This window comes from Kribbella sp. NPDC004536, assembly GCF_042873835.1.
Taxonomy (GTDB): Bacteria; Actinomycetota; Actinomycetes; order Propionibacteriales; family Kribbellaceae; genus Kribbella.
This window is the reverse complement of record NZ_JBIALY010000006.1, coordinates 132,562-148,209: the sequence shown is the minus strand read 5'-3', so window position 1 is coordinate 148,209 and position 15,648 is coordinate 132,562. Positions and strand designations below refer to the sequence as shown.

Below are 15,648 nucleotides of genomic sequence, written 5' to 3'. Positions count from 1 at the left end.
GGAAGGAAGAAAGAAGGGGGATGGGTGGGTGATCTCCTCAGCAGAACCGGGGCAGATGGTGGGCGATCTGTTGCCGCCACCACGGCCAGTCGTGTGCTACGTCGTACCCCCACAGGTCCAGCTCATGCGGGATGCCTTTCTCCGCCAGCAGCGCGGCGGTCTTCAGAGCTGACGGTAGCGAGCCCGTGGGATGGGTCTCCCAGTCACCCTGGCCGACCGTCAACAGGATGAACAGGCGGGACCGCAGCCAGTCCAGATGGTCGCCCGACAACCCCGGCAGGTAGTCGGCCGGGTTGTTGAAGTACGTCGCGTCGCCGCGCTCGCCCCAGGCGTGCCAGCCGGCGGCGTCGTAGTTGCCCGACTGGCAGATCGCGACCGGGAACAGGTCCGCCCGTTTGAGCGCGAAGTTCAGCGCATGGAACGCGCCCAGGCTGCACCCGGTCGTGATGATGTCCGAGGCGCCCGGCGAGTCCGTACCGATCGTCGGCACCACCTGGTTCACGATCCACGACTCGTACAGCTCGTGCCGCCGGGCTCGTACCTCCAACTGGATGCTCCGGTCCGACCAGCTCACGTGGTCGTACGAGTCGACGCAGTACAGCTTCACCCGTCCGGCCTCGATCAGCGGTGCGACGGCGTCGACCATGCCGTTGTTCTCGTAGTCCCAGGCGCGCCCCTGCTCGCTCGGGAAGACCAGTACCGGCCGGCCGAAATGGCCGTACCGGATCACGGTGCCGCGGCGGTCAAGCCCCGGCGCCTCCAACTCGACCTGTTCCCGTTCCATCAGCCCCACCCCAGGTCCGTCGCAGTAGCTCCGTCAGATCAGGATCCAGCACATCCCGCCAGGCTGTGAAGTTGTGCATGTCGGGAGTTTCGTCGAGCGTAACGTCCAGTCCGAGCTCGGCCAGCCGGGCGGCCAGCACCCGATTGTTGTGCACGTTCTCCTCGGTCGTCCCCGCAGTCATCCCGACCAGCGGCGTACTCGGCGCGGCGGTTGCCGTCAGCACCTGCTCGACGAACCCGGTGACCTCGGCAAAGTACTCGAACTTCGCCTCCTGCGGATCGGTCGCCGGGGTGAAGAACGAGCCGGACTGCAGGAACAGGCCGGAGAACGTGTGCGGAAAGTTCCATTCCGCGTGCAGCGCCGCGAGCGCCCCAAGGCTCGCGCCCATCATCACCGGCCGCCGGCTCCGGTACTGCGCCCGCACAGCCGGCAAGACGTACTCCACGAGCGACGACGCGTACGACGGGTTGGCGGCGTACCAGAGGTTGCGTGCCGTCGGACGGACCAGCGCGAGCCGGAACGGCGGCAGACTGCCCGACCCGACGAGAGCACCCGCGTAGTGCGTGAGCCCGGCGTACGACGCGAACTCGGGCCCGTCGTGCGTCAGCAGCAACGGCAGCTCGAACCCCGGCGCGATCCCGTCCGGCGCCCACACCTGGACGTCGACCGGCCCGACCGGGGCATCCACGGTCAGCGCCGTCAACGTCGACGGCAGCGGCGGTACGGCGATCCAGGCGGGCTCGACGTACCCGGGCAGCGGCAGCCACGAGTGGTCACCGAACGCGCCGCCGACCACCCGCGGGTTGGTCGGATCGGTCCGCATCCCGAGGTCGGCGATGTCGAACAGGTACTCCATCCGGTGCACCGACGGCCGCGGCAACCGCAGTTCCCAGCCGAAATCGACCGGTTTGAACTCGAGCAGCTCCGCCGGAAGCCCCAGCTCCTGCCACAACCGAACGCCGGTGAACGCATGCGCAGCGTCACCGAGGCGGAACACCACCTCGGCCCCTTCGACCGCGCTCACGACTGCAGGCATCCGACCACGGTAGCGGTGGAAACGCTGACATCACCTGTCAGCGATGAGTTCTAGGCTGGGAAGCGTGGTCGATCTCACCGACATCCGCGAAATTACCGCGGACCTGCCGCGCAGCTACGAGGTACTGGTCCGGGACCGGATCAAGTTCCGCGTGGGCCAGATCGTCTACCTCGCGGTCGCGCCCGACGAGCAGACCATCGGCCTGGGCTTCCCGCGCGAGGAACGCGCCGCGGCCCTCGCGGCGGAGCCGGACAAGTTCCTCCCACCGCGCAAGTCCGACGAGCGCTACCAGTGGATCGAACTCAACCTGGCCGCCGTCGACTACGACGAACTCCGCGAACTGATCCTCGACGCCTGGTCGATGTGCGTCCCGAAGAAGGTCCGCGCCGAGTACTTCGGCTGATTGCCGGTCACAGATTGCTGTCGTTCCGGCACCGGGGAACGCTAGGTTTGCCCTTCGACCGGACGAGCTGGGGGCGCGACATGCAGGGGTTCGACCGGCTGGTCAGTGAGCTGCGGGCTGTCTACACGCGGCACAGCCTGACGCGGCGGGGCCGGCACACGCTGCGGTTCGAACGGGATCAGCTGCAACCGATCTTCGCCTGTGTCCAGGACCCGCTCGCGGTTGCCCCTTCGGGCAGACAAGGCGTCCCGAAACTTCCCGCGGTGCTGGCCCGGCTCTCCGAGCACCTGCGGCCGGAGGGCGACGCCGGGTCCCAGGTGCCGCATGCCGTCGTACCGCTCGTCAGGTCCCCGTCGGAGGGACCGGATGCGGCGTTGCCCGAGGTCAGCGCGGACGAGTTCGGCGAGCTGGTGAAGCTTCTGGACCAGGCGACCGCGAAGCTCAAGGAGAACCACGCAGGCGACTACCGGTTCCCGCGGTACGACCTGGTGCGCTGGCTGATGCGCCAGTCGTTCGAGGCGGACACACCGCATCGCCGCGCGCAGTTGCGGCTGGCGTTGTACGGGCGGGCCGTACGGCGGGACCACAGCACCGGCGATGCGGACCAGTTCGTGGCGAAACTCCAGGACCGGCTGCCGCTGCCGTTGTTCGTCCTCTCGTACAAGCTGCTCCCGATGTTGTGCTGGCTGCGGCAGAGCGGACGGGTACCCGTACTCGGCGGACCGTACCGCTGGCTGCGCGGGCAGTCGTACGTACCACGTGGTGACGACGGGCTGTTCGACCTGGCGTTGCGGCTGACCGACGGGCACTGGGAGGACCAGACCCCGGAGAGCCTGGCCGGACTGCTGGTTCACGCGTTCCTGGAGGACCTGCGGGCCGGCTTCCGCCGGGTCGCGTGGTTCGGCCGGTATCGCGCGACGCATCCGATCCTGATGGTCGGTCCGATCAGCCGGAAGAACGGCGGGTACCTGCTCGTCCGGATGGTCGCCACGGTCCGCAACGACACGCAGCGGTTCGACCCGCTGCTGCTGATCACCGCCGGTCAGAAGGTCCCACCGCTCGCCGTCGAGCCGGAGACGGCTCCGACCGAGACCGTGGCGGAGTGGCGGAAACGGCAAGAGCTGGAGAGCCTCCGCCGGCAGATCGACGCGTGGCTCCTGGTCGCCCAGATCGAGCCGCCGAGCGCGAATACGGCAGCCCGCCAGACCGGCCCGATCCGCCGGCCGCGCCCGGTCCGGCGCCCGAGCTGGCTGAACTGGTTCCCCCGGCCCACGAGGCCCGCACCGCCCGCGAAGCCACCAACCGCGAGCAACGCGCCCCTCGAGCCGCTGCAGCCGGTCCACGGTCCGACTTGGCGGCGGCCGGTCGGCGTCTGGCTGATCACCGGGCTGGTGCTGGCACTGCTGGCCGGGACCTACGTCGGGTTCGGTGTGGTCGACAACCGTCGGCACTGTGGTGGCGACGCGTTCACCCTGCCGCCGTTCAACTCGCCGACCCGCTCGGTGGCGAAGGTCGACGGGGACTGCGTCGGCATCACCGACGGCACCAACGCCCTGCTGTTCCCGAGCCAGTCCTTCGCGCCGGTGCGATCCAAGATCCTCGAGCAGAACAAGCGTGCCGAGCAGCTGAGCAAGGAGCAGCCCGAACGGCCGGTGGCGACGCTGATCTTCATGGCCTCCGCGGACGACCGTTCGCTGGACGCCGGGGTGTTCACGGCCGAACGCGAGCAGCTGGCAGGACTCGCGGTCGCGCAGGCCGTACAGCTGAACAAGCCGCAGCAGCGGTACGAGCCGATCCTCCGGGTCCTGATCGCGAACGCGGGGCCGCGGTTCCGGCACGCCGACCGGGTCGCCGACCAGATCGGCCGGCTCGCCGCGGAGGACCCGACGATCGTCGCCGTGGTCGGGATGGCCGAGAGCCGCAGTACGACCGCCGACATGATCCGCAGGCTGGCCGCGGTCGGCCTGCCGACGATCGCCGCCACGCTGACCGCCGATTCGATGGTCGACGTCAGCCGGATGTACCTGCAGGTCAGCCCGCAGAACCGGCGCGAGGCCGCGGTCGCCGCGGCGCACGCCCGGAACCTGCTGGCGACGGGGAAGGACCCGTTCGGCCGGCCGCTCGAACGCCGCGCGACCATCTACAAGTCCGACGACCCCAGCGACATCTACAGCCAGAACCTGGCGAAGGACCTGGAGCTGGAGCTGACCGGAGCCGGAGTGCCGGTGGAAGTGAAGTCGTTCAGCCCGTCCGGCGACGGCATGGACGGTAACCAGTCCGGCCGGGACGCCTGCGACCGGGGCGGGATCGTCCTGTTCACCGGGCGCGGGCAGGTCGACTTCGACGCGTTCCTCGGCGGCGTACAGGATCGTTGCCGGGCGAACCCGCCGTACATCCTGGCCGGTGACGACGTGACCAAATGGGCCGCGGACCGCACGACCAGCGCGCGCAACCAGTCGATCCCGTTCCAGTACCTCGCGCTCGCGACCGCGCCTGACCTGCTGGCCGGCGCGCCGCCGGAGGCGAGCGACTTCTACGCGCGGCTGGCCGATCTCTTTCAGTACGAGTCGACCGACCGCGGCCGCAGCCTCGACGGGCACGCCGCGCTCGCCTACGACGCGGCGTACTCCGTGGTGCTCGCGGTCAGCTACCTGCGCCGGGACAGCATCGCGGTCAACGGCGGGACGGTGTGGTCGGCGCTGCAGTCGATCACCGACGCGGGCGGTTCCCAACGCGGGTACCAGGGCGTCACGGGGCGGATCGACTTCGGCGGCAGCGTGCTGCGCCGGGTGCCGGTGAACAAGCCGGTGGCGATCGTGACGTTCCGCAACGGTCGACCGGACCCGCGCGCGACCCTGGTCTGTGGCGGCCGGACCAACTCGCCGGCGTGGTGCCCGGTCGACCAGGTGCATCCGCTCTGACGGTCAGGACACGACGACCGGTGTGTCCGTACTCCCGATCAGCCCGAGCAGTTCGACGGCCTCGGCCTCGATGGCGTCCCGTGCGGCGCGGGTGACCGGGGCGTGGGTGGTGACTCGCAGACTGGCGTCGGCGCCTCGGTGGTGTCGCCAGTCGGCTGCGTAGTCGCCGTCGATCAGGACCGTGCCCATCGCGGCGCCGTTGCCGGGTGGCAATGGCACCGTGCGACCGGCCGGGTTGACCCGCCGTCGGTCCGCGTGCGACAGCAGCAGATTGTCGAACTCCGGCAGGAACCGCACCGGCGCGGGCGTGTCCGCATCCGGCAACGGCCCGTCCGGTACGTCGTACAACTCCCGCCCGTCCTCGTCGGCGTACGTACGCAGCTCGAGCCGGTCCACGACCTCACGCAACCGCGTCAGACCCGACCACATCTGTACGTCGGCCACGCTCGCCGGACCGAACGCCGCCAGGTACCGCAGCACGAGCGCGTCGACCGAAGGGTCCGCGGCCGGCGCCCGGCCGAGCCAGCTTTCGATCGTCTGCAGCGCGGCCGGACCGGTCTCGCCCCAGACACCACGTGGTGTCACCTGGACCGTGCCGGTCAGATAACTGACGGCGTGCGCCATCGCGTTCGCGTCCCAGTCCGGCCAGCGTTCGCCGAGCACCTCCCGCAGCCGGCTGCGGCTGTACGGCTCACGGCTCAGCAATTCCGTGCCAAAGGCAACGATCGCGTCGAGGTCGGCGCCGGCCAGCTGCTTGCCGAACGCACCGCGGAAACCACGGTCCGCGACCGGGTACACGAGCGGCCACATCGTCAGGCAGTCCTCGGCGGTGACGAGATGGATCGTCGCCCGCAGCAGCGTGGCGCGCACGGCCTGGCGTGACGTCATCAGCGCGGACAGCTCGCCCGGGTCGAAGTCCTCGAGCCTCGACCACAGCGCGACGTACGCGGCCAGCGGGGCCTGCGCCTGCAGGCCCACCAGCCGCTCGATCAGTTCGCCGGCAGGCCCGCTCTCCCGGCGCAGCAACTGCTGACGCTGGAGGATCGCACGGTTCAGTTCCCGCCGGCTCAGCACGCGGATCGATGCGCTCATCGGCCAAGCGTACGGAAGAAGGCGCGCACGTCCTCGACCAGCAGGTCGCCGCACTCCATCGCCGGGAAATGACCGCCGACCGCGAAGTCCGACCAGTGCTGGACGCGCTGCTCCGGATCGGCGACCCGGCGGACGACCGGGCTGCTGTTGAAGACCGCCCAACCGGAAGGAACCGAGGACGGGGCAACCCAGCCGACCTGGGAGTGTGCTGCTTCGTACAGGAACCGGGCTGCGCTCGCGCCCGCGCGGCAGAACCAGTAGATGCTGACCAGCGTCAGCAATTGGTCACGGTCCACCGACTCCCCGGGCGACTTGGACGGATCCGTCCACAGCTGGAACTTCTCCGCGATCCAGGCGAGCTGCGCGACCGGTGAGTCGGTCAGCGCCGCCGCGATCGTGTCCGGCGTGTGGTTCTGCAGGTCCAGATAGCCACGCCCCGCCTGCCAAGCAGCCTTGGCCTGCTGAATCGCGGCGAGGTCCTCCTCGCCGAGTCCGTCCGGCAGCGGTACGAACTCCCCGGCCAGTCCGAGTGTCCCGCGGTCGCTGTTCACGTGCGTACCGATCACTCGATCAGGCACCGTCGCGCCGAGGCGACCGGTGATACCGGCACCGATGTCGCCGCCCTGGGCCGCGAACCGCTCGTAGCCGAGCCGTGTCATCAGCTCCGCGAACGCGGCGGTCGTCCGCCCCAGCTCCCAGCCTCCGCTCGACAACGGGGTCGAGAACCCGAATCCCGGCAGCGACGGCACCACCACGTGGAACGCGTCGGATGCGTCGCCGCCGTGCGCGACAGGGTCGGACAGCGGGCCGAGCAGGTGCAGGAACTCGACGGCCGACCCGGGATATCCATGGATGATCAGCAGTGGCGTCGCATCCGGCTCGGGCGAGCGGACGTGGAAGAAGTGGATCACCTGTCCGTCGATCTCGGTCGTGTACTGCGGATAGCTGTTCAGTTCCTGCTCCGCCTTCCGCCAGTCGTACGACGTACGCCAGTACTCGGCCAGGTCGTACAGGTAGCCGCCGGGGATGCCGCGGCTCCAGTCATCGGTGTCACCCGGGACCGGATGCGGCCGGCGGAGGTGTTCGAGCCGGAACTTCAGGTCCGCCACGTCGGCCTCGTCGATGTCGATCTGGAAGGGCCGGAGCTGCGCTGTGTTCGTCATGGTTCGACGGTAGAAGTCACTGCGGAAGACTTCCTTCCGCATTGTCCGCCATCCTGGAGAAATGCTGAACACCTCCGCTCGTCTGCTCCGGTTGCTGTCGCTGCTCCAGGTCCGCGCGCTCTGGACCGGTCCCGAGCTGGCCGAGCGGCTGGGTGTGACCAGCCGGACGATCCGTACCGACGTCGACCGGCTGCGGCAGCTGGGCTATCCGGTGGAGGCTGCACCCGGACTCACCGGCGGTTACCGACTCGGGGCCGGTGCCGCGTTGCCGCCGCTGTTGCTGGACGACGAGGAAGCGGTCGCGGTCGCGATCGGCCTGCGGACCGCCGCCAACGCAGGCGTGGAGGGCATCGGGGAGTCCTCGGTCCGTGCGCTCGCCAAGCTGGAGCAGGTGCTGCCGCCGCGGCTGCGCCACCGGGTGAGTGCGATGCAGTCCGCGACCCTCGCAGTACCCGCGACCGGGCCGAAGGTCGACGCCGACGTGATGATCGCGATCGCGGCGGCCATCCGCTCCGAACACCGGCTGCGCTTCGACTACGCGAGCCACGACGGTACGGCGACCAGCCGCGACGTCGAGCCGCACCGGCTGGTTGTGATGGGACGCCGCTGGTACCTGATCGCCTGGGACCCGGACCGCGACGACTGGCGAACCTTCCGGGCCGATCGGATCACGCCCAAGATCCCCGGCGGTCCCCGGTTCACGCCGCGGGAACTGCCGGAGGCCGAGCTCGCCGCCAAGTTGCAGCGCGGCGTCGGCACCGCGACCTGGCGGTACTACGCCCGTGTGGTGCTGCATGCGCCCGCTGCCGAGATCCGCGCCAAGCTGCCGGTGCCGATGGAGATCGAGGAACTCGGCCCGGACCGCTGTCAGCTCCGAGTCGGCTCCGACACCCCACAGATGCTGACGCTCTACCTCGGTCTGCTCGACGTCGACTTCGAGGTCGTCGACGCGCCCGAACTCTCGACTGCTCTCCTCGCCCTGTCCGATCGTCTCCGCCGGGCGGCTCTTTCGGGTGCCCCTGGCAACGACCAGTCATCCTCAGGTAGTAGGCCAGAACCATCCTGACGGCCGATGGGTACGGCTTTTCTGCGACGCACTCTGGAAGCATGACCGGGGACTTCTTGCCGCAACGCCGTAAGGCGTCGGTGCTCAGCCAGATCGTGACTGTCGTAATTCTGCTCGCCGCCGCAGCGGCAGCGGTCTGGATGTTCGCCTAGGCGTCCCAGTTCACGTCGGCCTCGCCCGGGCGGACCACTCCGGCCTCGTACGCGACGACGACCGCCTGGACGCGGCTGGAGAGGCCGAGCTTGGACAGGACCGAGCTGACGTGGGTCTTGACCGTGGTCTCGCTGACGAACAGCTTGGTCGCGAGGTCACGGTTCGACAGGCCACGGGCCATCCAGACGAGGATCTCCCGCTCGCGTTCGCTGAGGTGCGAGAGCAGGCCGAGCCAGCGCGCATCGGGCTGTGCCGGCACCGGGCTTGCCGTACCGCCGTCGAACTGACGCTCCAGTTCCATGCAGCGTTCCAGTAGCACGCGGGTGGACGCCGGGTCGACGAGCGAGTCGCCCCGGTGCACCGCGCGTACGGCGGACACCAGCAGGTCGGGGTCCGTGTCCTTCAGCAGGAACCCGGACGCTCCGGCCCGGACCGCGGCCAGCACGTACGCCTCGTCGTCGAACGTCGTCAGTACGAGGACGGCCGGACGCGCCCGGCCGGACTCGCGATTCGCCGCGGTGATCCGTTCGGTGGCGACCAGACCGTCCATCACCGGCATCCGGATGTCCATCAGCACCACGTCCGGGTCGTACTGGTCGATCAGCCGGAGCGCCTCCTCGCCGTTCTCGGCCTGCGCGACCGTGGTCAGGTCCGGCTCGTGGTCGAGGATCATCGCGAGCCCCATCCGGATCACGCCCTGGTCGTCGGCCACCAGGATCCGGATCGGCTCGCTCACTTCTGCGGCGGTAGCCATGCCTGCACTCTCCATCCACCCAGGGGTCCGGCCGCGACGGCGAGCGTGCCGCCGACCGCGGTGGCCCGTTCCCGCATCCCGATCAGCCCGTTGCCACGACCGCTCTCCTTGCGGCGCGCGGTCTCCAGTACGTTCACCGGCGGCGGTCCGCCGTTCCCGTTGTCGTCGATGGTCAGCAGCTCGCCCTGCGGACCACTCTGCCAGGTGACCCGCGCCGCGGTGGCCTTCGCATGCACCATCACGTTCGTCAGCGCCTCCTGGATGATCCGGACCGCGGTCAGGTCGGTCGCCGAGCTGAGCTGCCGCTGCCGGGGCGGCAGTTCCATCGTGACGTCGATCCCGACCGCCTTCAGCCGCTCACCCATCCGGGCCACGTCGGCCAGATCCGGTACCGGCGCAGTCCCGCCGCCCGATCCTGTGTCGCCGGCGATCTGCGGCGACGCGGTGTTGAGTACCCGTACGGTCTCCCGCATCGCGGTCAGCGCCTCCTTGCCGCTGGCAATGATCCAGCGGATCGCTTCGCGCAGTACCTCGGGCCGCTGGTCGGCGACCCGGTCCGCGGCCTGCGCCCGGATCACCACCGCGCTGACGTGGTGCGAGATGACGTCGTGCAGGTCCCGCGCGATCCGGGTCCGCTCGGCGACCGCGGCCCGCTCCGCCTCGACCGCGCGCAGCCGGACCAGTTCGGCGTTGCGCTGTTCCAGCAGTGCGACCGACTTCCGGCGCCGCCGGGTGTCCGCGCCGAGCAGCACCATCCCGCAGATCAGTGCCTCGGCGAACACGAACAGTGACACGTCGATGTAGGTGTACAGGCTGCCGAGGTCGCGGGGGAGCGCCTTGTACCGCGGGCCGTGCAGCACGGCCCGGTTCACGTGGCTGAGCACAATCGCGACCACGGTCGGCAGCCCGATCATCAGCCCGGCCAGGCTACCCATCGTGAAGAACAGGCAGGTGAACCGCCGGACGCCGGCCGACGCCGCGAGGTAGCCGACCACGAGCAGCGGGACCAGGTGGATCTCCGACTGCAGCGCCGCGTCGCTGATCTCGGGCTGCCCGAAGATCGTCAGCCCGAGCTGGGCAGCCAGCCCGGTGCCGACGGCGGCGTACATGAACGGGTACAGCACCGACACGAGCAGCAGGATGGTCCGGGGAGTACGCCGGGTGAAGGCGACCGTGGCGATCAGGAACACGCCGGTGACCACCGAGACAGCCGGGTTGTGCGGCCGCAACCAGGTGCCGTTGATGAGGTTCAGGGACACGAACCAGACCAGCCCGACGACCGCAGCGAGCAGCAGATCCTGCTGCCCCTGCGTCAACCGCCGCCAAAGTCCCATCACGTCGCCCAGCGTAGTCAGCCTCTGTTTGCCGAAGCTTCATCTGACCGGAGGGGCGTTCTCTCCAACTTTTGGAGGAGGCTCGGCGTCCGAACTGATACTCAGGGGCTACAGATAGGGCTGCAGTACGGTCCCTGGGACCGATGCGCCGACCGCCCTGATCAGAAAGGCTGTACCCCATGAGTGAGGACCACCTGCCGCGCCGGAGCGGGGCGGCACGGACACGGTTGCTGTCCGTGATCGGCGTGGTCGGGGTCGGTGCGGTCGCCGGATCGTTGATGCTGTGGCACCAGCAGGTCGGCGACGCGCTCGGCCTCGGACCGGACAAGGTCCCGGTGGTCTCGACGGTCGGTGCGCCTGCGCTCAGCGAACCGCCGGCCACGGTGGTGCCGACGCCGACCGCGTCCCGCCGGACGACCAAGACGCCCACCAAGACGACTCCGACTCAGCAGCCCACCCAGAAGCCCACCCAGAGGCCGACCGAGAAGCCGACCGTGCAGGTGCCGCGCGAGGAGAACATCGACGCGCTCTCCCCGAAGCTCCGGTCCCGCCTGAAGAAGGCGTTCGCGGCGGCCCGCGCCGCCGGCGTCACGATCCGGATCAACTCCGGCAAGCGCAGCGCCGCCAAGCAGCAGCGGCTGCTGAACGAGGCGATCAAGAAGTACGGCTCGTACAAGGCAGCGACCCGGTGGGTGCTGCCCCCGAAGTACTCCGCCCACGTGCAGGGCAAGGCCGTCGACATCGCGCCGGCGGCGGCCATGGCGTGGCTGGACAAGAACGGCTGGCGGTACGGCATCTGCCGCCGGTACGACAACGAACCCTGGCACTTCGAGGCGATCACCTCGCCCGGTACGAAGTGCCCGCCGCGTGAACCACACGCGGTGGCAGCAGCAGACTGAATCCTTGGGGGATGACGAGATGACGATGACCTACGCACAGCCTCTGACCCGGCGCTACACCCGCGCCCGGCTCGCCGTACCGGCCCTCTGGCGCCAGGTGGTCCGTACCGGCCGCACCGAGCACGCCACGACCGAGCCGGACCGGTCCGCGTACACCCAGCTGGAGATCTACGACGGGGTGCTGGCCGCGTTCGAACGCCGAGACGAGGTGGCCGCCGTACTGCGGTCCGCCGCCGACCGTCCGGCCGCCGTACTGCGGTTGCGCTCGGAGTTCGGGCTCAGCCACCTGCAGGCCAGCACGCTGATCGACCTGCCGCTGACCACCGAGTGCCGCAACCGGATCGCGCACCGCGCCGAAGAACTCCGCACCGCCCTGCACCGCTGACCAGATCCATCCGTTCCGTCCGCGCGCGAGCCGCATCTCGGTGGTCGCGGCTCGCGCGGACCTGCGGTATTTGCGTGCCGTGGGGAGGATGGAACTGTGATCACGATCGAGCAGGCCGGACGACTGCGCAAGGCCGGGGTGCTGTGGACACCGGCGGCCGGGGACCGCTTCGTCGTACCCGACCGGGACATGGACGACGACGTGTTCGTGGTGAGCGACATGACCGTCGAGGTGCACGACTACCAGGGCAGCAAGGTCATCGGCTTCAACGGCACCACCGAATGGGCCTTGGACAGCATCGAACAGCGCGAAGTCATCTGGCTCCCGCGCGAGGAGCAGCTCCGCGCGCTGCTCGGCCCACACTTCCGATCCCTCGAAGCAACCCCCGACGGCTACCGCGTCACGGCCGCCAACGCCACCTACACGTCAACCGATGCCGAGCAGGCCTACGCCGACGCCGTACTCGACCTCCTCGACGCCTAGAACGCCCGCCAGTACTGCTTCTTGTCCTTGTCCTTCACCGCGTAGCCGAGGTTGATCAGCTCGTCGCGGAGTTCGCGCAGGTCGGCCTTGCCCTTGTCACCGTCGTCGAAGGCTTTCGAGCGAACCTTCAGGATGGCGTTGGCAGCGGGCGGTAGGTCCGGGTCGTCCTCGATCCAGCGGCGGAACTCGGCCGCGTGCGGATCACCGGCCTCCGACCACGGGTAGCCGTGCGCGCGGAACGCGGCCGCGATCTTCGGCACCTCGGACTTGAACTGGTCGTGCCGCTCGCGGGCCAGCTCCTTCGACGTCGCGTCCTGCAGGACGATCTCCTTGCCGTCCAGGAACGCCACCGACACCTTCGCGCGCGGCACCGACACAGTCTTCTGGTTCTTGAGGAAGTCCACCGACTGGTTGGTGACCGTCAGCTTCAAGGTGTCGTCGAGCGCCATGCCGGCCAGTACGACGCCGCCGACCAGCCCGAGCGCGACACAGATCACGACGACCCACCAGCCGTTCCACTCCGAGATGAGCCGCAGCGGACCCTGGAACGGTACCCACTGCCGGTCCGCCGCCCAGTCGGCGATCCGCGGCAGGAAGTAGCCGAGCACCAGCCCGACCAGCGGCAACCCGCCGAACAGCACCACCTTGTCACCGGCCGAATGCCCGATCACGGTGCGCTCCGGCGTCTGCGTAGTCGACCCCATGCACCGACCGTAACGGCGCCGGGCGAGACTTAAGTATCGACCGACGGTACCGATGAACAACCGAAGGAGCCCGCGCGTGCCTGACGGAATCTGGCTACGTTTCCTCAGCGGTCCCGACATCGACACGCTCGGGCTGACCCGGCTGGAGATCGTGGACGCGGTCGAGGACGCGGTCCGCCAGCACGGGTTGGGGCGTACGGCGTTCGAGCCGCGGGTGCACCTCACCCCGGACAACGGCGGGATCGGCCACTTCAACATCCTCCGTGGCCACCTCGACGGGCTCGGCGAGCACGGGATCAGCGGGGTGAAGGTGGTCGGCGACTTCATCCCGAACTACCTGAAGGGTCTCCCGAGCGAGCTCGCGATGGCGACGCTGTTCGACCCGACCACGGGGATGCCGCTCGCGGTCCTCGACGCGACGATGATCACCGCGGCCCGGACCGGCGCGATGACGGCGGTCGGCGCGCGGCACCTGGCCCGCCGGGACAGCAAGATCCTCGCGCACGCAGGCGCTCGCGGTACGGCGTGGTGGAACGTGACGATGCTCGACGATCTCCTCGAACTCGACGAGATCCGGGTCACGTCCGCGCGCCCGGAGTCCCGGGAGAAGTTCGCCGCCGAACTCGCGGCCGAACTGTCCACGCCGATCCGGGTCTGCGCGACCGCGGCGGAGGCCTTCGACGGCGCCGACATCCTCGTCGAGGCGACCCGGCTCACCGAACCCGAACCGCTGCTGCGGACCGCGGCCGTCAAGCCCGGGACGCTGACCATACCGTACGGTACGGTATCCGCCGTCGAGCTGGACCTGCTGGACGTGATGGACAAGGTCGTCGTGGACGACTGGCGGGAGGCGCAGTCCGGCCGCTTCGGTTCCCTCCGCCGGCACGTCGACACCGGACGGCTGTCGCCCGGCAGCCTCTACGCGGAGATCGGCGAGATCGTCGCCGGCCGGAAACCTGGCCGCGAAACCGATGCCGAACGCAACCTCTTCTGGCATCGCGGACTGTCCCTGCTGGACGTCGCGATCGCCCACCTGATCCTCACCCGGGCCGAAGCCGCGGACGCCGGCACGATGCTGCGCTTCCACTGATGATCAACGAACCCAGCGACCTCGACCCGGCCGGCTCCGAGCCCATCGAACTGGCGCCTGCCCTGCTCGACCACCTGGCCGCCGTCCGCGCCGAGGCCCTCCAGACGTTGGAGTCCGGCGACCCGGTGTACGGCGTGAACACCGGCATGGGCAACCTGAGCAAAGTACGCCTGTCCGAAGAAGCACAACGCCGCCACCAACGGAACCTCCTTCGCGGCCGAGCAGTCGGCGGCCCACCCTGGCTTCCTTCCGAGGAGGCCCGCGCAGTCCTGATCGGCCGGCTGCGTACGTTCCTGACCGGCGACGCGGCAGTGTCGGTCGAGTTGATCCACCAATTGGTTGCCCTGATCAACAATGGCGAGGTACCGAAGATCCCGGCCGAAGGGGCCGGTTCTGCCGGCGAGATCATCCCGCTGGCGCACGCCTTCGCGTCTCTCGACCCGGGACCCAAGGAAGGAATCGCCTTACTGGCAGGCATTCCTGGGGCAACCGGACGGGCAGCTCTTGCGGTCACTCGGGTGCGTCGGTTGGCGGATCAGCTGACGGCCGTCGGAGCCGGGGCGATCGCGGTGGCCGGCGCCAACCGCGACCCGTACCAGGCTGTTGCCGCTCGCGGGGACGAGGTGCTGGCGGCTGAACTCTCGCGGTTGCGGGAGTTGGCAGGCGATGAGCAGCAGCCGCGAAGTTTGCAGGCGCCGGTCTCGTTCCGGGTTGCCGGGCAAGTGGTGGCGCACGTACGGCGGACCCTTCAGCAACTCGACGATGCGGTGGAGCGGGCGTTCGACGGCGTCACCGACTCACCGGCCTACCTGGACGGGGAGTTTGTCGGCACGGCTGGCTTTCACGGGCTCGACCTCACCGCGTACTGCGACCACCTGACCGTAGCTCTCGCCCACGCCGCCGAGGTTTCCACGGCCCGCTTGCATCGGCTGCTGGATCCGTCGGTGACCGGCCTGACCGCGCAGCTCGCCCGCGATCCCGGTCCGCAGGCAGGCCTGGTCGCGGTGCACAAGCGAGCCGTGGCGACCACCCACCAGCTCCGCCGTCTAACGTTGCCCACGGCAATCAGTACGGCAGAGACGTCGAACGGGCAGGAGGACGTTCAGACGTTCTCCTGGGAGGCGGTCGGCAACCTAGGCGAAGCAATCCGCCGCACCCGCGAGACAACGGCCTGCGAACTGCTCGCCGTACGTCAGGCCTTCGCCCTCTCCGGCCGCCCGATCCCACCCGGCCTGCGACCACTCCTGCAGGCGGTCGACGAGGTAGTACCACCGATCGACACCGACCGCCCGTTCGGCGAGGACCTGACCCGGATCCTCACCGAGGTCCTCTAGGACTAACTGAAGCAGCAAGTAGCCGCAGTCGATCTCGTTCGTTGGAG

General features: G+C 69.4%; 15 protein-coding genes. 8 read left to right on the top strand and 7 right to left on the bottom strand.

Going from position 1 to position 15,648, the window contains the following annotated elements; translation table 11 throughout:
• Nucleotides 1-37: 37 nt before the first annotated feature.
• Both ACFYRU_RS39025 and ACFYRU_RS39020 read right to left on the bottom strand, forming a co-directional pair.
• Nucleotides 38-784, bottom strand: a complete 747-nt coding sequence (locus ACFYRU_RS39025; RefSeq protein ID WP_387668861.1) for an esterase family protein — start codon at nt 782-784, stop codon at nt 38-40.
• On the bottom strand, nt 744-1,820 hold the full coding sequence (locus ACFYRU_RS39020; RefSeq protein ID WP_387668859.1) for an alpha/beta hydrolase: 1,077 nt from the start codon (nt 1,818-1,820) through the stop codon (nt 744-746). Before ACFYRU_RS39020 ends, ACFYRU_RS39025 begins: the two co-directional genes overlap by 41 nt.
• A gap of 64 nt (nt 1,821-1,884) precedes the next feature.
• Between ACFYRU_RS39020 and ACFYRU_RS39015 the strand changes: the two genes are divergently transcribed.
• Together ACFYRU_RS39015 and ACFYRU_RS39010 are read left to right on the top strand one after the other, a co-directional pair.
• Nucleotides 1,885-2,223, top strand: a complete 339-nt coding sequence (locus ACFYRU_RS39015) for an MmcQ/YjbR family DNA-binding protein (protein ID WP_387668857.1) — start codon at nt 1,885-1,887, stop codon at nt 2,221-2,223.
• Between the two features lie 80 nt (nt 2,224-2,303).
• A complete protein-coding gene (locus ACFYRU_RS39010; RefSeq protein WP_387668855.1) occupies nt 2,304-5,144 on the top strand; it encodes a hypothetical protein in 2,841 nt (946 codons plus the stop codon).
• A gap of 3 nt (nt 5,145-5,147) precedes the next feature.
• Here the strand turns inward: ACFYRU_RS39010 and ACFYRU_RS39005 are convergent, their stop codons facing one another.
• Together ACFYRU_RS39005 and ACFYRU_RS39000 are read right to left on the bottom strand one after the other, a co-directional pair.
• The gene (locus ACFYRU_RS39005; RefSeq protein ID WP_387668853.1) at nt 5,148-6,236 is read right to left on the bottom strand and encodes a winged helix DNA-binding domain-containing protein; all 1,089 of its coding nucleotides are present in this window, start codon (nt 6,234-6,236) and stop codon (nt 5,148-5,150) included.
• Nucleotides 6,233-7,399, bottom strand: a complete 1,167-nt coding sequence (locus tag ACFYRU_RS39000) for an epoxide hydrolase family protein (protein WP_387668851.1) — start codon at nt 7,397-7,399, stop codon at nt 6,233-6,235. The genes ACFYRU_RS39005 and ACFYRU_RS39000 overlap by 4 nt, the downstream gene beginning before the upstream one ends.
• A 61-nt stretch (nt 7,400-7,460) precedes the next feature.
• Here ACFYRU_RS39000 and ACFYRU_RS38995 point away from each other — a divergent pair, with 61 nt between their 5' ends.
• A complete protein-coding gene (locus ACFYRU_RS38995) occupies nt 7,461-8,465 on the top strand; it encodes a helix-turn-helix transcriptional regulator (protein ID WP_387668849.1) in 1,005 nt (334 codons plus the stop codon).
• Between the two features lie 148 nt (nt 8,466-8,613).
• Here ACFYRU_RS38995 and ACFYRU_RS38990 read toward each other — a convergent pair whose 3' ends face one another.
• Nucleotides 8,614-9,354, bottom strand: coding sequence for a response regulator (locus ACFYRU_RS38990; protein WP_387668916.1), 741 nt, complete (start codon nt 9,352-9,354; stop codon nt 8,614-8,616).
• Entirely contained in the window at nt 9,351-10,706 is a 1,356-nt protein-coding gene (locus ACFYRU_RS38985) for a sensor histidine kinase (RefSeq protein WP_387668914.1), read from the bottom strand. The genes ACFYRU_RS38990 and ACFYRU_RS38985 overlap by 4 nt, the downstream gene beginning before the upstream one ends.
• Before the next feature lie 179 nt (nt 10,707-10,885).
• Between ACFYRU_RS38985 and ACFYRU_RS38980 the strand changes: the two genes are divergently transcribed.
• The 3 genes from ACFYRU_RS38980 to ACFYRU_RS38970 all read left to right on the top strand — a co-directional run bounded on the left by ACFYRU_RS38980 (nt 10,886) and on the right by ACFYRU_RS38970 (nt 12,473).
• Nucleotides 10,886-11,605, top strand: coding sequence for a M15 family metallopeptidase (locus ACFYRU_RS38980; RefSeq protein ID WP_387668846.1), 720 nt, complete (start codon nt 10,886-10,888; stop codon nt 11,603-11,605).
• A gap of 19 nt (nt 11,606-11,624) precedes the next feature.
• Nucleotides 11,625-11,990: a hypothetical protein gene (locus tag ACFYRU_RS38975; RefSeq protein WP_387668843.1), complete on the top strand. Its 366-nt coding sequence runs from the start codon at nt 11,625-11,627 to the stop codon at nt 11,988-11,990.
• A gap of 96 nt (nt 11,991-12,086) precedes the next feature.
• Nucleotides 12,087-12,473 carry a pilus assembly protein CpaE gene (locus tag ACFYRU_RS38970; protein WP_387668841.1) on the top strand — a complete coding sequence of 129 codons (387 nt, stop codon included), beginning with the start codon at nt 12,087-12,089 and terminating at the stop codon, nt 12,471-12,473.
• Here the strand turns inward: ACFYRU_RS38970 and ACFYRU_RS38965 are convergent.
• Complete coding sequence (locus ACFYRU_RS38965) at nt 12,470-13,177, bottom strand: hypothetical protein (RefSeq protein WP_387668839.1); 708 nt, start codon at nt 13,175-13,177, stop codon at nt 12,470-12,472. The genes ACFYRU_RS38970 and ACFYRU_RS38965 overlap by 4 nt on opposite strands.
• Before the next feature lie 76 nt (nt 13,178-13,253).
• Between ACFYRU_RS38965 and ACFYRU_RS38960 the strand changes: the two genes are divergently transcribed.
• Both ACFYRU_RS38960 and ACFYRU_RS38955 read left to right on the top strand, forming a co-directional pair.
• The gene (locus ACFYRU_RS38960; protein WP_387668837.1) at nt 13,254-14,267 is read left to right on the top strand and encodes an ornithine cyclodeaminase family protein; all 1,014 of its coding nucleotides are present in this window, start codon (nt 13,254-13,256) and stop codon (nt 14,265-14,267) included.
• The gene (locus tag ACFYRU_RS38955; protein ID WP_387668836.1) at nt 14,267-15,601 is read left to right on the top strand and encodes an aromatic amino acid lyase; all 1,335 of its coding nucleotides are present in this window, start codon (nt 14,267-14,269) and stop codon (nt 15,599-15,601) included. Before ACFYRU_RS38960 ends, ACFYRU_RS38955 begins: the two co-directional genes overlap by 1 nt.
• The last annotated feature ends 47 nt before the right edge of the window (nt 15,602-15,648 follow it).